Here is a 13,822-nt window from a genome sequence, read left to right as displayed (position 1 = left end):
TGACGCTGGCGGGGCCCGCCGCGTGAGTCAGAGCGGAGCGGCAGATCACCCGGAGCGGGTGGGGTGGCCTCACCCGGGCGCGACAGAGGGTGGTGGGAGCGCGAGAGCCCAGGGAGGAAACGACATGGCGGTCCGCACCACGGTACGTCCCTCGCCCGAGGAAGTGTTCCCGATCCACCCCGCGTACGGCTACCGGATGCGGCGGCAACGCCATCCGGTGGGGGTACGCGGCGGGCCGCGGCCCGCCCCCGGGGGACCCTGGTTGGACGACGCCGCGCGGTACCAGGTACGCGCCCGTTACGCGCTGCGCGACCGGCAACTGGCCCGGGCTCTCGTGGCAGCCGTCAGCCAGCCCGGTGACTCGGCCGAGAACCTGGCCGGCCAGCTGGAGCAGCGAATGGACGCGCTGGTGCATCGCGCCGGTTTCGCCCGCTCCATCAACGAGGCCCGCGACCTGGTCGCGCACAACACCTTCACGGTCGACGGCGGGCGGGTCAACCGGGCTTCGTACCTGATCCGGCCGGGGCAGACCATCCAGGTCCGGCCGGACCGGCAGTGCCGGAGCCGGGTCGCCGTCGCGATGGCCGGTCAGGCCGAGGGCGACCACCCGCCCTACCTGGACGTCCGCATGGACCGTGGCACCGCGACCCTGACCCGGGAGCCGCAGCGCCAGGAGGTGCCGGCGCTACGGGACGTCCCGCTCGCCGTCCAGTCCATCGAAGGGAGCCCGCTGTGAGCATGCTGCCGACCGACCGACGGATCGCGAACTACCAGCAGCAGAGCGGCCGCCCGCGGCTCACCGCCCGGCAGCGCCGGCGCGTGGACCACAAGCAGGCGAAGTTGCAGCGCGTGACCGGCCGGCGCCCACCGGCCCGCCCGCAAGGAGGGGCCCCTTCTTAACGCCTCCGGTAGAGCAGGGGCCCCCTGTTAACCACCGGTTCGGGTGGCGGTCGGCGTCCGGCCCTGCGCCTGCGAGGGCTCCGGTGCGGTGATCGCCCACCGCTCGTGGTCCCGCCAGGCCCCGTCGATGAAGAGGTAGTCCGGCGAGAACCCCTCCAGCCGGAAGCCGAGGCGGCGGGCCAGCCGCCTCGACGGCTCGTTGCCGGGCTGGATGTTCGCCTCCAGCCGGTGCAGCCCGAGCGCGGTGAAGGCGTGCGCGATGACCAGGCGGATCCCGGCCGACGCGTGCCCGGTGCCGGCGTACGGCAGGAAGGCGGCGTAGCCCAGGTAGCCGCCACGCAGCGCGCCCAGGACGATGCCGCTGATGTTGGCGTACCCGGCGATCTCGCCGGTGGCCACGTCGCAGAACAGGTACCCGGCGTCGCCCCGCCGCCGGATCTTGCGCAGGTACGCCGCGTACCGCTCGGGGTCGTCCGGGGCCGAGAGCCACGGGTGGTGCAGGTCCCGGCTACGCCGGGCGGCGGCGATGAACTCGGCCTCGTCGGCGGGCCGGGGGCGCCGGATGCCCACCCGACCGTCGGTACGCAGGTATCTCACGCTGCCCCACTCTCGGCCACCGGCCCCTGCCCTGTCCAACCGGGGTCGCGCGCCGGATCGACGTCCCCTACCGTGAGGCCGGACGACGGGAGGTCGATCATGGTTATGGCTCTTCTCGGCACGGTGCTGGTTTCCGCTTCGCCGCGGCGGGCCGCGGTGTCCTGACCCGGGCCGCACCCGGCGCCCGGGGCCTCCCCCTCGACACCCGTTCCCTCGCCGCGAAGCGATCAGGTGACCCGCCCCGCGCGGGTCCTCCGCCCTGGCGTGCGTACGCCACCACATCGCTTCCGAGGGAGTTCCTCGTGTTTCCGGAGAAACTGTCCGGGCACCCCGCCGTGCCCGGACCAGGTACCCCTGCCCGGTCGTCGGCATGACGACCACGGTCCCCGCCAGCGGCCGGCTCGGCCGCGACTTCCTCCGTCTCTGGACCGCCACCGCGGTCTCCAACCTGGGCGACGGGGTCACCCTGGTCGCCGGCCCGCTGCTGGTCGCCTCGCTCACCCCGGACCCGGCGGCCGTGGCCGCCGCGGCGCTCGCGCCGCAACTGCCGTGGCTGCTCTTCGCCCTGGTCAGCGGGGCGCTCGTCGACCGGCTGGACCGGCGCCGGCTGATCATCGGCGTCAACCTCGGCCGGGGCCTCGTCCTCGCCGCCCTGGCCGCGGCGGTGCTCGCCGGCGTGGCCACCGTGCCGCTGATCTGCCTGGCGTTCTTCCTCGCCGGGGTCGGGGAGACCCTGGCCGACACCGCCGCCGGGGCACTGCTGCCGTCGGTGGTCCCGTCGGGGCGGCTGGAGCAGGCCAACAGCCGGCTCTTCGCCACCTTCGTCATCGGCAACCAGTTCGCGGCGAAGCCGCTGGGGGCGTACCTCTTCGTGGTCGGGGCGGCGCTGCCGTTCGGCTTCGACGCGGCCACCTTCGGGCTGGCCGCGCTGCTGCTGGCGCTGCTGCGCTGGCGGCCGGTCCCACCCGCGGCACCCGCGGACACCGGTCCGAAGCGCTCGCTGCGGGCGGACATCGCCGCGGGGGTACGCGCCCTCTGGGGCGTACCCGTGCTGCGGACCCTCGCCGGCTGCATCGCGGTGATGAACGTGGCGTTCTGCGCGGCGTTCGCGGCGTTCGTGCTGTACGCCCGGCAGCGGCTCGGCCTCACCGAGGTCGGGTACGGGGTGCTGCTCACCGCCTCGGCGCTCGGCGGGCTCGCCGGGAGCGCCCTGGCGACCCGGCTGCGGTCCCGGTTCGGCACCCCCGCGCTGCTGCGGGCCGGGCTGCTGATCGAGATCGGGCTCCAGGTCGTGCTGGCCATCACCCGGCAGCCCTGGGTGGCCGGGGCCGCCCTCGCGGTGTGGGGTGGGCACGCGATGGTGTGGGGCGTGCTCGTGGTGTCGCTGCGGCAGCGGCTCGTGCCGGACCGGCTGCGCGGCCGGGTGAACAGCGTCTACTCCCTCGCCGATCTGGGCGGGGCGGCGCTGGGCACAATGGCCGGCGGGCTCGTCGCCCAGGCGACCGGGAGCATCCTGGCGCCGTTCTGGCTGGCCGCCGCCGCGCTGGCGCTGCTCACCGCGCTGGCCTGGCGGCGACTCGCGGACACCGCTGGCTGACGAACTCCTCGCCGTCGCCGGGGCCGGACGGGCGGCGCTCGTCCGGCCCTACAGCGGGCCGGGGTGCGGCTGGTCGAGCGGCATCGGCACCTCGAGGAAGGTGGCCCCGCTCAGGTCCAGCCAGGCGCGGTCGGGGGCCCGGACCAGCCGCAGCATCACGCCGGCGCACGCCGGGCAGCGCCCGACCAGGCCCGGGGCGTGGGAGAAGACGCGCAAACCCGCCATCGGGCCCGTCGTCCCGCAGTGCGCACACCGCCCGGTGGCGGCGCTGAGGTCCACCGCGAAGATCTCCCGCAGCGGCCCGTCGAGCATGTTGCCGTCCAGGTAGGACAGGTCGGTCATGCGTCCTCCTCGGTCACCCGGTCGGGCCGAAACGTTCGGTCTTCACCCGCCGGGTCGGGTGGCCCAGCCCCACCAGCAGGTCCGCCACGGTCTCCACGAAGCCGGTGGGACCGCAGACGTAGCAGAGCGGTTCCAAGTCGGGTGGCCAGCCGTGGGTGTTGACGTCGGCCAGGTTGATCCGGTGCGGCTCGCCCCGCCAGTCCTCCGGTGCCTGGCGGGTGTACACGTAGGCCACGTCGAGGCCCTGGTCGTCGCGGGCGCGGCGGCGCAGTTCGTCGGCGTAGACGACGTCGGCGGGGCTGCGCACCGAGTAGATCAGCCGGAACGGCGCCCGGTTGCCGGCGGCGCGGCGGGCCCGGAGCATCGCCATCAGCGGCACCACGCCGGAGCCGCCGGCCACCAGCAGCACCGGCGCCGTCTCGTCGGTACGCCAGACGAACCAGCCGCCGACCGGCCCGCGCACCTCCACCGGGTCGCCCTCGGCGTACACGTCGGTCAGGTACGGCGACACCTCGCCGTCGGGCACCCGCTGCACGGTCAGCGCGATCCGCTCGTCCGCCACCGGCGCCGCGAGGGAGTACGACCGGGCCGCCTGGTAGCCGTCGGCTGCGGTGAGCCGGACGTCGAGGTGCTGCCCCGGCAGGTGCCCCGGCCAACCGGGCACGTCGAGCACCAGGGTCTGCGCGGTCGGCGTCTCGATCCGGCGCTCGGCGAGGCGGGCCACCCGCCAGGTCAGCGGTGCGGCGACCCGGCCGCCGGCGCTCGGCGCGGACACGTCAGTCGCCCTGGTAGCGCTGCTCGCGCCACGGGTCGCCGTAGTCGTGGTAGCCGGCGGTCTCCCAGAAGCCGGGCTGGTCGTCGACGAGCAACCGGACGCCGCGTACCCACTTCGCGGACTTCCAGAAGTAGAGGTGCGGGACGAGCATCCGGGCCGGGCCGCCGTGCTCGGCGGGGAGCGGGCCGCCGTCGTACGTGTGCACGACCCAGGCCCGCCCGCCGCGCAGGTCGTCCAGCGGCAGGTTGGTGGTGTACCCACCGTACGAGTGGGACAGCGCGTACCGGGCGGTGGTGTCGATGCCCTCGAGCAGGGTGTCCAGCGAGACGCCCTGCCAGGTGGTGCCGAGCTTGGACCAACGGGTCACGCAGTGGATGTCGACGGTGGGGGTCTCCTGGGGCAGGCCCATCAGCTCGTCCCAGGACCAGCGGTACTCGGCGCCGGTCTCGGTGGTGACGACGAACTCCCAGGTGTCCAGCGGCACCTTCGGCGTCGGGCCGGCGGAGAGCACCGGGAAGTCCTCGGTGAGGTACTGCCCCGGCGGCAGGGCCGGCTCGGCCGAGCGGGGCCGGCCCTGGAAGCCCGGCGACACGATTCCCACCCGTCTGTCGTACCACCCGCCGGCGTGCTGTCCGCCCGCTTCCCCGCAAGAAGGGGACCCTTCTCGACGCCAGGCGTTAAGAGGGTGCCCTTCCTTTCGCGTCAGCGGCGGGTGGCGCGCAGGCTGGTGAGGGTGACGACCGCCAGGACGCCGATGATCACGCCCAGCGAGGCGAGCGTGGGGATCTGCGGCACGCCCGGCCAGACGCCGTGCGCCCAGTGCAGGCCGAGCTTGACGCCGATGAAGGCGAGGATGACGGCCAGGCCGTAGCTGAGGTGCACCAGGCGGCTCAGCGCGGCGTGCAGCACGAAGTAGAGCGCGCGCAGGCCGAGCAGGGCGAACGCGTTGGTGGCGAAGACCAGGTACGGGTCCTCGGTGATGCCGTAGACGGCGGGCACCGAGTCGACGGCGAAGACCACGTCGGTGGCGAGCACCGCGACCACCACGAGGGCGAACGGGGTGAGCGCGCGCCGGCCGTTCTGCCGCACGGTCAGCCTGGGGCCCTGATACTCGTCGACCACCGGCATGACCCTGCGGAGCAGCCGCACCGACCGCATCTGGTTGATGTCGACCTCCTGCTCGTGCCCGGAGAGGGCGTCGCGGAGCAGCTTGACCGCGGTGGCGATCAGGATGACCGCGAAGAGCAGGAAGGCGAAGTCGAGCGTCTGCAGGGCGGCGGCGCCGAGGGCGATGAAGACCGCGCGCAGCACCAGCGCGCCCGCGATGCCGTAGAGCAGGACGCGCTGGGCGAGTACGGCGGGCACCGCGAACGCCGCCAGCAGCAGCATGAAGACGAAGAGGTTGTCGACGGAGAGCGACTTCTCCACCAGGTAGCCGGTGAGGTACTGCACGCCCAGCTCGGAGCCGTACCGGGACCAGACCCAGGCACCGAAGGCCAGCGGCAGCGCGACGTAGAACGCCGACCAGCCGAGGGCCTCCTTCAGCGACACCTCGTGCGGCCGGCGGGTGACCAGGAAGTCGAGCACCAGCAGGGCGAGCACGCCGGCGATGGTCGCCGCCCACAGCGTGGGGGTGCCGACCGTCGACAGTTCGGCCGCGGACAGGTAGGACAATCCGGTCATACAGGTCTCCTCGAACACCGTGCCATGTTCGAGGTCTCCTTCACCCACCTTCGTGGGCAACCACCCGAGGCGTGCCGGGCACGCCGTACTGACCGGAATGGTTCGCGGGAAGTACTCCCCTCGCCGCGCTCCAGGCTAGGGCAACCTCATCCCACCCGCCAAGTCCCCCGCCCGCATCGGCGACAGGAGATTGCCCTGGTCAACCGCTGGGTGGTCGCCCGGCCGTGGTGCGTACGCGCCCGGGCGTCCTATCGTGGCGCGATGAGCAACCAGGGGCCGCTCACCGGCGTACGGGTGATCGAGCTGGCCGGCATCGGGCCCGGCCCCTTCGCCACCATGATGCTGGCCGACCTCGGCGCCGACGTGGTCCGCGTCGACCGCACCGTCCGTGGCGGGTTCGGCGACCTCCCCGGGGACCTGCTCAACCGCAACCGCCGCTCGATCGCCGTCGACCTCCGCTCACCCGGCGGACGCGAGGTGGTGCTGGCCCTGGTCGCCGGCGCGGACGCGCTGGTCGAGGGCTTCCGGCCCGGGGTCACCGAGCGGCTCGGCCTCGGCCCCGACGACTGCCTGGCCGCCAACCCCGCACTGGTGTACGGACGGATGACCGGCTGGGGCCAGGACGGCCCGCTCGCCCACACGGCCGGCCACGACATCGACTACCTGGCGCTGACCGGGGCGCTGCACGGTGTCGGCCGGGCCGGTGAGCGCCCGGTGCCGCCGATGAACCTGCTCGGCGACTTCGGCGGCGGTGGCATGATGCTGGCCCTCGGCGTCGTCGCCGCCCTGTACGCGGTCCGCGCCGGCGCCCCCGGCCAGGTGGTGGACGCGGCCATCGTGGACGGTGTCTCGGTGCTGGCCACCCAGATCCACGCGCTGCGCCGGGTCGGCATGTGGCAGGACCCGCGCGGGGTGAACCTGCTCGACGGCGGGGCACCCTTCTACGACACCTACGAGTGCGCCGACGGGCGGTACCTCGCGGTGGGTGCGCTCGAACCTCGCTTCTACGACGAGTTGGTCCGGCTGACCGGCTTCCCGCTCGACGGCGACGAGGCCCCGGACCGAGCCGACCCGGCGAACTGGCCGGCGCTGCGCGCGGCGTGGGCGCGGCTGTTCCGTACCCGGAACCGGGACGAGTGGGCGGAACTGCTGGCCCCCACCGACGCCTGCGTCGCGCCGGTGCTGGACTGGGCGGAGGCGCCCGCGCATCCGCACCTGGCCGCCCGGGGCGTCTTCGTCGACCACGACGGCGTCACCCAGCCCGCTCCCGCGCCGCGCTTCTCCGCGACCCCCACCTCCGTACGCCGCCGCCCACCGCGCCCCGGCGAGCACACCGACGAACTGCTCGCGGAGGCCGGCTTCGACGCCGAGCGGATCGCCGCGCTGCGCGCCGTCGGGTCGGTGACCTGATCCGTCGGGCCGGGAGCCGCCGGCGGGGGCTCAGCGGCGGATCGCGCCGGGTGCCAGGGCCGGCTCCACCATGTCCCGGTAGTCGCGCGGCATCTGGACGACCACGTCGTCGAACTCGCCGCTGCTGACGGCCTCGCGCAGGGTGGTGAAGACGGCCCGCACCGCGCCGCGGGCCCCGTTACCGTCGACGCCGGCCCGTTGCGACACCCGGGCGACGAACTCGGCCGCCCCGAACCGGTCGGCCGCCTCGATGTCCGGGTGGGGCTTCAGCATTCGTTGCAGCGGCTTCGGCAACTGCGCCGCCAGGTCCAGCACCTCGCCGCCGGTCAGCCGCTCGGCCAGCGTCTCCAACGTGGCCCGGGTCAGCTCGACCGCCTGTTCGGGGGACGTCCGGGACCGCTGGGCGACCTTGTCGACGAAGGTGACGTAGTTCATCGGCGTACCCCCTCACGGCTGCCTCGCGCCTGCCGCCTACCCGGTGAGGCGGAACGGAAACGGCCGGTGAAATTCCGCCGCGGCGGGTGCGTGACCGGCCGCCGGCCGGGTAACCGCCGCCGGTCGTGACCGCAACTACAGGCGCGAGGAGCCCGACCCATGGCGAGTTACACCGACGTCCTTGACTACCTGTCGGCGCTGGACTACCCGGCCGGCAAGGACGACGTCATCCGCGAGGCCGAGCGGGAGGGCGCGCCGCCGGAGGTGTTGCAGGCGTTGCGGGCGTTGCCTCCGGTGGACTACGCCAACGGCGCCGAGGTGGCCCGCTCCGCCGGCATCGACGCCGCCCCCGAGGTGGGCCGCTCCCAGCGCGCGGCGCAGGCCCGGGAGAGGCACACGCGGGTATCGCAGCACCTGCGCGGCATTTGACCCCACCGGTGCCTGGGGCTGCTCGTCGCCGGGACCACCACATTCCGGCGGGGCGTCAACTGGCCGTGATGGGGCTGGTCGGGGCGGTCTGCGGTGGGCTCGTCGGGGTGCTCATGTCGCCGGCGCTCGGCCCGCTGGTGGGTTGGGACACCGCCGCGCTGGCCTGGCTGATCCTGGTCTGGCGCCGGCTGTGGCGATTGGACGCCGCGGCGACCGCACGGCTGGCCCTGCACGAGGACCCGAACCGGGCCGTACGGGACGTGCTGCTCCTGGTCGCCTGCCTGGTCAGTCTCCTGGCGGTCGGCGTCCTGCTGACCGCCACGCGCCCGATCCGGTCCGGCGTCCCGCTCGACCTCAGGGGCGGGCTGGGCGTGCTCAGCGTGGTGGTCTCCTGGTTCGTGGTGCACACCGTCTTCACCGCCCGCTACGCCCGGCTCTACTACGGCGGCAGGCCAGGGGGTGTCGACTTCCACCAGAGTGAACCGCCCTGCTACGCGGACTTCGCCTACCTGGCGTTCACCGTGGGCGCCACGTTCCAGGTCTCCGACACCGACCTGAGCAGCGCCGAACTGCGGCGGACCGTGCTGCGACACATGCTGCTGTCGTATCTGTTCGGTGCGGTCATCGTGGCGACGACGGTGAACCTGCTCGCCGGCCTGGCGAAATAGCCCGTGAACAGGCGAGCGCCCCGGGTCACGAACCGCGACCTGGGGCGCCACCGCAGCACCTGCCCTGCCGGTCCGCGCCCGAACCGGGTCGCGACCGCCAGGCGGTGAATGTTCGCCCGAACCGGGCGGGCATCGCTGCCACGATCATCCTACGACATGGCATCAGCCGAACGGGTGAGAAATTCGAGATTGTGGCCGGCGGCACGCCGAAGCCAGCTCGGCAACCGGCAACGAGTCAGGGGGTCAGCTCCGCGTACCGCTTCTCCAGGTCCACCCGGGCCAGTGCGCCCACCAGCCAGGCCAGCCGCTCCGACTCGCCGCTGCCGGCCAGGCCGGCCAGGTCGTCGGCGGACCGTCCGAGACCGAGGCGCCGGGCCGCGGCGAGCGCCCGTCGGTCCGCGACCGGCGCCACCTCGCGCCACACCGCCTGCGCCTCACGCAGGAACAGGTCCACCACCTGCTCGTCCACCCCGGGCAGATCGGTGAGCAGTCGCCGCTCCCGGGCCGGATCCTGGTGCGCCGCCGTACGCAACCGACGCAGGTCGCCGCGGTAGCGGTCCACCACGGCCCGGGCGAGGTCGCCCAGGGTGTTCCCGAGCGCGTCCACGTCGCCCCGCTGCCCCGCCTCGCGCAGTACGCGTACCCGGTCGGCGTGCAGCGAGCGGGCCATTCGGGCGGCGCTGTCCCACCCGTTCTCCCGCAGCGCCAGCGCGCTGTCGACCGCCTTGCGGAAGTCGCCCCGCCGGGCGAGCAGAACGGACAGGTAGAGCACCTGGAACAGGTGGGACGGGTTGTTGGTGACCCGGAATCCGTACCGTTCGGCGAACCCGCGGCCGTCCCCGGCGAGCCGGCGGACCAGCCGCTTCTTCTCCTCCATGCTGGAAATCACACTGGTTGGCATGCCCGCGTCTACCCGGGCCGGGGCCGGGCATTCAGCTGAACAGGCCGCCGTGCCGGTCACGGGCCTTGAGCCGGGTGGTGGGCAGCGCCGGGGCCGGCAGCGGGGGCGCCGGGTCGTCGGCGACGGTGCCGAAGCGCCGACCCGCCATCCAGTCCTCCCGGGCCGCGACCACCTCCTCGTGCGAACGGCCGACGAAGTTCCACCACATGACCAAGGGTTCCTCGAAGGGTGCCCCGCCGAGCAGCAGCAGCCGGCTGCCCGGGGCGGCGCGCAGGGTCAGCGCGTCCCGGCCGGTCCCCAGGTACAGCAACGCGCCCGGGGCGAACGGCACCCCGTCCACCTCGGCGGAGCCGGACACCGCCAGCAGCCCGTACTCGAAGTCGCGCCGCAGCGGCAGGGTGGCCGGCGCGGACCCGCGTACCTCGAGCTGCGCGCCCACCAGCGGGGTGTGCACCACCGCCGGGGACCGCTCGCCGCCCAGCTCGCCGACCAGCAGCGCCACGTCGAGGTCGCCGTCGCGCCAGCCGGGCAGCTCCGGGTGGTGGGCGAAGTCGGCCGCGCCGGCGCGGGCCGGGTCCGGCAGCGCCACCCAGAGCTGGACCCCGTGCATGACCGGAGGGCGCGCCGCCGGGGACCGTTCCGAGTGGGCGATGCCGTGACCGGAGGTCATCACGTTGAGCTGCCCGGGACGGATCGGCTGGACGTTGCCCAGGCTGTCCCGGTGCAGGATCTCGCCGTCCAGCAGCCAGGTGACCGTCTGCAGCCCGGTGTGCGGGTGCGGCGGCACCTCCATGCCGGGTCGTTCGGCGACGTCGTCCGGTCCGAAGTGGTCGACGAAGCACCAAGCCCCGACCATCCGCCGCCGCCGCTGGGGCAGCAACCGCCGCACGGTGGTGTAGCGGCCGAGCGGTACGTCGTGGCCGGGAAGCAGCACGCTGCCCGGATCCGTGGGTGCCACGCCAGGTGGGACGGTCTGCGCAGGAAGGGATTCGGTCCGGTCCACCGCCCGACTCTACGCGCTGCCCCGGTCGGCGGTCAGGCGGTCAGGCGGGACCGCACCTCGCTCGCGCAACCCGCCACCGCGTCGGACCGCATCCCAGATCAAATCGCCCACCGGCCCAGTGAACCCGATGAGGTGATTATCGTATCCGGTGACGGTCAGCGCCGACCGATGCGGTGGGGAGACCGGGGCCACCCGGTGATCGGAAGGGACGTGTCGGTGATGCCGGAGACCGTCGAGACGGTGTTCGCGAACGTGGTGCGGCGCAACCCGGGCGAGCCCGAGTTCCACCAGGCGGTACGGGAGGTGCTGGAGAGCATCGGCCCGGCCCTGGCCCGCCATCCCGAGTACGCGCACGCGCAGATCATCGAGCGCATCTGCGAGCCGGAGCGACAGATCATCTTCCGGGTGCCGTGGGAGGACGACCGCGGCCGGGTCCGGGTGAACCGCGGCTTCCGGGTGGAGTTCAACAGCGCGTTGGGGCCGTTCAAGGGCGGTCTACGCTTCCACCCCTCCGTGTACCTGGGCATCGTGAAGTTCCTCGGCTTCGAGCAGATCTTCAAGAACGCGCTGACCGGCCTGCCGATCGGCGGCGGCAAGGGCGGCTCGGACTTCGACCCGAAGGGCCACTCGGACCGGGAGGTGATGCGCTTCTGCCAGAGCTTCATGACCGAGCTGTACCGGCACATCGGCGCGCAGACCGACGTGCCGGCCGGCGACATCGGGGTGGGCGGCCGGGAGATCGGCTACCTGTTCGGGCAGTACAAGCGGATCACCAACCGGTACGAGTCCGGCGTGCTCACCGGCAAGGGCCTGTCGTACGGGGGCGCGCAGGTGCGCCGCGAGGCCACCGGATACGGCGCGGTCTTCTTCGCCGCGGAGATGCTGAAGCAGTCCGGGGACAGCCTGGAGGGCAAGCGGGTGGTGGTCTCCGGCTCGGGCAACGTGGCGATCTACGCCATCGAGAAGGTGCACCAGCTCGGCGGGACGGTGGTCGCCTGCTCCGACTCGGACGGGTACGTGCTGGACGAGGAGGGCATCGACCTGGAGCTGCTGCGGGAGCTGAAGGAGGAGCGCCGGGTCCGCCTCGACAACTACGTCAAGCACGCGCCGCGCGCGGTGGCGGTCGCCGGCCGGTCCGTCTGGGAGGTGCCGTGCGAGCTGGCGCTGCCCTGCGCGACGCAGAACGAGATCGGCGGCGCCGAGGCCGCGGCGCTCGTGGCCGGCGGCTGCGTGGCGGTGGTCGAGGGGGCGAACATGCCCACCACCCCGGAGGCGGTCCGCATCCTGGCCGGGGCCGGGGTGAGGTTCGCCCCGGGCAAGGCGGCGAACGCCGGCGGCGTGGCGGTGAGCGGGATGGAGATGCAGCAGAACGCCAGCCGGGACTCGTGGACGTTCGCCCGGTCGGAACAGCGGTTGCGGGAGACGATGCGGGACATCCACGACCGCTGCTGGGCCACCGCCGAGGAGTACGGCCTGCCCGGCGACTACGTGGCCGGCGCGAACATCAACGGTTTCCGGCGGGTGGCGGAGGCGATGCTCGCGCACGGCCTCATCTGACCGACCACAGTGGGCGGATGGCGGACCGACATCCGCCCGCCCCGTCGGCTCGGAGAACCTGCGGCAGCGGCTCGCGCCCACGCTGACCGAGGTGCCGCCGACCGTGCCGGTGCTCACCCTGCACGACCTCGGAGACCTCGTCGTGCCGTTCAGCATGGAGCAGGCGTACGCCCGGGACGCGGCGTGGCACGGACGCAGCCGGCTGGTCGTGCAACGTGCCGTCCGGGCCGCGTCAGGAGAGCGGACGCAGCCCCGCCTCGAACGCACCGCGCATGCCCACGTACCCGCTGATCCGCTTCTCGATCTCGGCGTAGTGCGCCCGCTGCCCGGCGGACACCGCCGGGTCCCTGGCCGCGCCGACCAGGTCGACCACGCGGGCCGCCGGCCGGTACTCCATCCAGGTCGGCAGCACACTCACGCCGGTCACCTCCCAGCCGCCGGAATCGGTACGGGTGAAGGTGAACTCCGGCACCACGGCGTCCTGCGTGTTCTCGGGGGAACCGTCGTCGAAGCGGGCGGTGAGGTTGCCCATCCCGTAGGCGACCCACTTGCGGCCGATCTTCTCGAACGGCTGTACCACGTGGACGTGGTGCCCGATGATCAGGTCGATGTCGGGCGAGGCGAGCAACTGTCGGGCCAGGTCCAGCTGGTCGTCGTTCGGCGCGTTCTGGTACTCGGTCCCCCAGTGCATGGAGAGAATCACGATCTCCGCGCCCGCCGCTCGCGCCCGGTGCGCCGCCGCGAGGATGGCGTCCTGATCGATGAGGTTCGCCGCCCACGGCGCGCCCGACGGCAGTGGGATGTCGTTGAAGCTCAGCGCGTACGACAGCTGCGCGACCTTCACGCCCGCCACGTCGAGGATCGTGGGCCGGGACGCCTCCTCCGCACTGCGGGCCGTGCCGGCATGCCGCAGCCCGACCCGGTCAAGGTTGTCCAGCGTCCGGGTGACGCCCTCCATGCCCGTGTCCAGGGAGTGATTGGACGCCGTGGAGCAGGTGTCGAACCCGGCCCAGGCCGCCGCGTCGGCCAACTGGGGGGGCACGCTGAAGGCCGGCCATCCGGTGAACGGGCCCTGCGCCTCCGCCAGCGGTGTCTCCAGGTGGCAGATGGCGAGGTCCGCGGCGCTCACCCGGGGCCGGATCGCGGCGAGCACCCGCGTGAAGTCGTGGCCGCTGCGGCCCGCCGCCTGGGCGTCGGCGGCGGCCTGCTCGGTGAGCGGGGGGTGCACCAGCAGATCCCCGGCGGCCACCACCGTGAGCTGCTTCTTCGGCCCAGGAGCGGGGGGCGCGACGTGCGGGGCGGCGCTGCGGTCCGCAGTTACTCTCGCCGGTTCGGTACAGGCCCCCGTCAGGAGCAGCAGGATCACCGCAAAGCCGATCTTCACTCTCATTCCAGGAATTCTTCCCAGCGCCCACCCCGCCGAGGGGCGAATACGACAGGACCCCTCCAGGGGGGAGGGGTCCTGTCGGTGTCAGCTGTTCCAGTACTGGGCGACCAGGTCGGCGGCCTGCTGCTCCCACTGCGC

At 73.4% G+C, this 13,822-nt stretch carries 15 protein-coding genes; 6 read left to right on the top strand and 9 right to left on the bottom strand.

Going from position 1 to position 13,822, the window contains the following annotated elements; all coding sequences use genetic code 11:
* Positions 1-124: 124 nt before the first annotated feature.
* A complete protein-coding gene (gene rpsD, locus ABZ570_RS31525; RefSeq protein WP_358071430.1) occupies positions 125-736 on the top strand; it encodes a 30S ribosomal protein S4 in 612 nt (203 codons plus the stop codon).
* A 191-nt stretch (positions 737-927) separates the two neighbouring features.
* Here the strand turns inward: rpsD and ABZ570_RS31520 are convergent, their stop codons facing one another.
* A complete protein-coding gene (locus ABZ570_RS31520; RefSeq protein ID WP_358071428.1) occupies positions 928-1,497 on the bottom strand; it encodes a GNAT family protein in 570 nt (189 codons plus the stop codon).
* A gap of 370 nt (positions 1,498-1,867) precedes the next feature.
* Here ABZ570_RS31520 and ABZ570_RS31515 point away from each other — a divergent pair, with 370 nt between their 5' ends.
* The gene (locus ABZ570_RS31515; protein ID WP_358071426.1) at positions 1,868-3,094 is read left to right on the top strand and encodes an MFS transporter; all 1,227 of its coding nucleotides are present in this window, start codon (positions 1,868-1,870) and stop codon (positions 3,092-3,094) included.
* A 48-nt stretch (positions 3,095-3,142) separates the two neighbouring features.
* Here ABZ570_RS31515 and ABZ570_RS31510 read toward each other — a convergent pair whose 3' ends face one another.
* The 4 genes from ABZ570_RS31510 to ABZ570_RS31495 all read right to left on the bottom strand — a co-directional run bounded on the left by ABZ570_RS31510 (position 3,143) and on the right by ABZ570_RS31495 (position 5,894).
* The gene (locus tag ABZ570_RS31510; RefSeq protein WP_358071424.1) at positions 3,143-3,436 is read right to left on the bottom strand and encodes a DUF6510 family protein; all 294 of its coding nucleotides are present in this window, start codon (positions 3,434-3,436) and stop codon (positions 3,143-3,145) included.
* Between the two features lie 13 nt (positions 3,437-3,449).
* Positions 3,450-4,211 carry a ferredoxin reductase gene (locus ABZ570_RS31505; protein WP_358071422.1) on the bottom strand — a complete coding sequence of 254 codons (762 nt, stop codon included), beginning with the start codon at positions 4,209-4,211 and terminating at the stop codon, positions 3,450-3,452.
* 1 nt (position 4,212) lies between these two features.
* Positions 4,213-4,803, bottom strand: a complete 591-nt coding sequence (locus ABZ570_RS31500; protein ID WP_197698544.1) for a sulfite oxidase-like oxidoreductase — start codon at positions 4,801-4,803, stop codon at positions 4,213-4,215.
* Positions 4,804-4,913: 110 nt separating this feature from the next.
* Complete coding sequence (locus ABZ570_RS31495; RefSeq protein WP_358071420.1) at positions 4,914-5,894, bottom strand: TerC family protein; 981 nt, start codon at positions 5,892-5,894, stop codon at positions 4,914-4,916.
* Positions 5,895-6,155: 261 nt separating this feature from the next.
* On the opposite strand from ABZ570_RS31495, the gene ABZ570_RS31490 reads away from it, so the two are divergent.
* Entirely contained in the window at positions 6,156-7,304 is a 1,149-nt protein-coding gene (locus tag ABZ570_RS31490; RefSeq protein ID WP_358071418.1) for a CaiB/BaiF CoA-transferase family protein, read from the top strand.
* Between the two features lie 30 nt (positions 7,305-7,334).
* Here ABZ570_RS31490 and ABZ570_RS31485 read toward each other — a convergent pair whose 3' ends face one another.
* Positions 7,335-7,739, bottom strand: a complete 405-nt coding sequence (locus ABZ570_RS31485; RefSeq protein WP_358071416.1) for a DUF2267 domain-containing protein — start codon at positions 7,737-7,739, stop codon at positions 7,335-7,337.
* A gap of 159 nt (positions 7,740-7,898) precedes the next feature.
* Between ABZ570_RS31485 and ABZ570_RS31480 the strand changes: the two genes are divergently transcribed.
* Both ABZ570_RS31480 and ABZ570_RS31475 read left to right on the top strand, forming a co-directional pair.
* Positions 7,899-8,168: a DUF2795 domain-containing protein gene (locus tag ABZ570_RS31480; protein WP_358071414.1), complete on the top strand. Its 270-nt coding sequence runs from the start codon at positions 7,899-7,901 to the stop codon at positions 8,166-8,168.
* A 68-nt stretch (positions 8,169-8,236) separates the two neighbouring features.
* Complete coding sequence (locus ABZ570_RS31475) at positions 8,237-8,836, top strand: DUF1345 domain-containing protein (RefSeq protein ID WP_358071412.1); 600 nt, start codon at positions 8,237-8,239, stop codon at positions 8,834-8,836.
* A gap of 235 nt (positions 8,837-9,071) precedes the next feature.
* On the opposite strand, the gene ABZ570_RS31470 is transcribed toward ABZ570_RS31475, so the two are convergent.
* Together ABZ570_RS31470 and ABZ570_RS31465 are read right to left on the bottom strand one after the other, a co-directional pair.
* Entirely contained in the window at positions 9,072-9,737 is a 666-nt protein-coding gene (locus ABZ570_RS31470; RefSeq protein ID WP_358071410.1) for a hypothetical protein, read from the bottom strand.
* Positions 9,738-9,768: 31 nt separating this feature from the next.
* On the bottom strand, positions 9,769-10,740 hold the full coding sequence (locus ABZ570_RS31465; protein WP_358071408.1) for a pirin family protein: 972 nt from the start codon (positions 10,738-10,740) through the stop codon (positions 9,769-9,771).
* Positions 10,741-10,959: 219 nt separating this feature from the next.
* Here ABZ570_RS31465 and gdhA point away from each other — a divergent pair, with 219 nt between their 5' ends.
* On the top strand, positions 10,960-12,297 hold the full coding sequence (gdhA, locus tag ABZ570_RS31460; RefSeq protein ID WP_358071406.1) for an NADP-specific glutamate dehydrogenase: 1,338 nt from the start codon (positions 10,960-10,962) through the stop codon (positions 12,295-12,297).
* A gap of 232 nt (positions 12,298-12,529) precedes the next feature.
* Here the strand turns inward: gdhA and ABZ570_RS31455 are convergent, their stop codons facing one another.
* On the bottom strand, positions 12,530-13,687 hold the full coding sequence (locus ABZ570_RS31455) for a CapA family protein (RefSeq protein ID WP_358071404.1): 1,158 nt from the start codon (positions 13,685-13,687) through the stop codon (positions 12,530-12,532).
* Between the last annotated feature and the right edge of the window lie 135 nt (positions 13,688-13,822).

It is taken from the genome of Micromonospora sp. NPDC007271, from assembly GCF_040634005.1.
Classification (GTDB): domain Bacteria; phylum Actinomycetota; class Actinomycetes; order Mycobacteriales; family Micromonosporaceae; genus Micromonospora.
Note: the sequence above shows the minus strand (reverse complement) of the source record. Positions and strands in the feature narration are given on the sequence as shown.

What these genes read in the sequence shown, in the direction of transcription:
- rpsD (WP_358071430.1), top strand. Translation starts at nt 125, where the DNA reads ATGGCGGTCCGCACCACGGTACGTCCCTCGCCCGAGGAAGTGTTCCCG.
- ABZ570_RS31515 (WP_358071426.1), top strand. Translation starts at nt 1,868, where the DNA reads ATGACGACCACGGTCCCCGCCAGCGGCCGGCTCGGCCGCGACTTCCTC.
- ABZ570_RS31510 (WP_358071424.1), bottom strand. Translation starts at nt 3,436, where the DNA reads ATGACCGACCTGTCCTACCTGGACGGCAACATGCTCGACGGGCCGCTG.
- ABZ570_RS31495 (WP_358071420.1), bottom strand. Translation starts at nt 5,894, where the DNA reads ATGACCGGATTGTCCTACCTGTCCGCGGCCGAACTGTCGACGGTCGGC.
- ABZ570_RS31490 (WP_358071418.1), top strand. Translation starts at nt 6,156, where the DNA reads ATGAGCAACCAGGGGCCGCTCACCGGCGTACGGGTGATCGAGCTGGCC.
- ABZ570_RS31485 (WP_358071416.1), bottom strand. Translation starts at nt 7,739, where the DNA reads ATGAACTACGTCACCTTCGTCGACAAGGTCGCCCAGCGGTCCCGGACG.
- ABZ570_RS31480 (WP_358071414.1), top strand. Translation starts at nt 7,899, where the DNA reads ATGGCGAGTTACACCGACGTCCTTGACTACCTGTCGGCGCTGGACTAC.
- ABZ570_RS31475 (WP_358071412.1), top strand. Translation starts at nt 8,237, where the DNA reads ATGGGGCTGGTCGGGGCGGTCTGCGGTGGGCTCGTCGGGGTGCTCATG.
- ABZ570_RS31470 (WP_358071410.1), bottom strand. Translation starts at nt 9,737, where the DNA reads ATGCCAACCAGTGTGATTTCCAGCATGGAGGAGAAGAAGCGGCTGGTC.
- gdhA (WP_358071406.1), top strand. Translation starts at nt 10,960, where the DNA reads ATGCCGGAGACCGTCGAGACGGTGTTCGCGAACGTGGTGCGGCGCAAC.
- ABZ570_RS31455 (WP_358071404.1), bottom strand. Translation starts at nt 13,687, where the DNA reads ATGAGAGTGAAGATCGGCTTTGCGGTGATCCTGCTGCTCCTGACGGGG.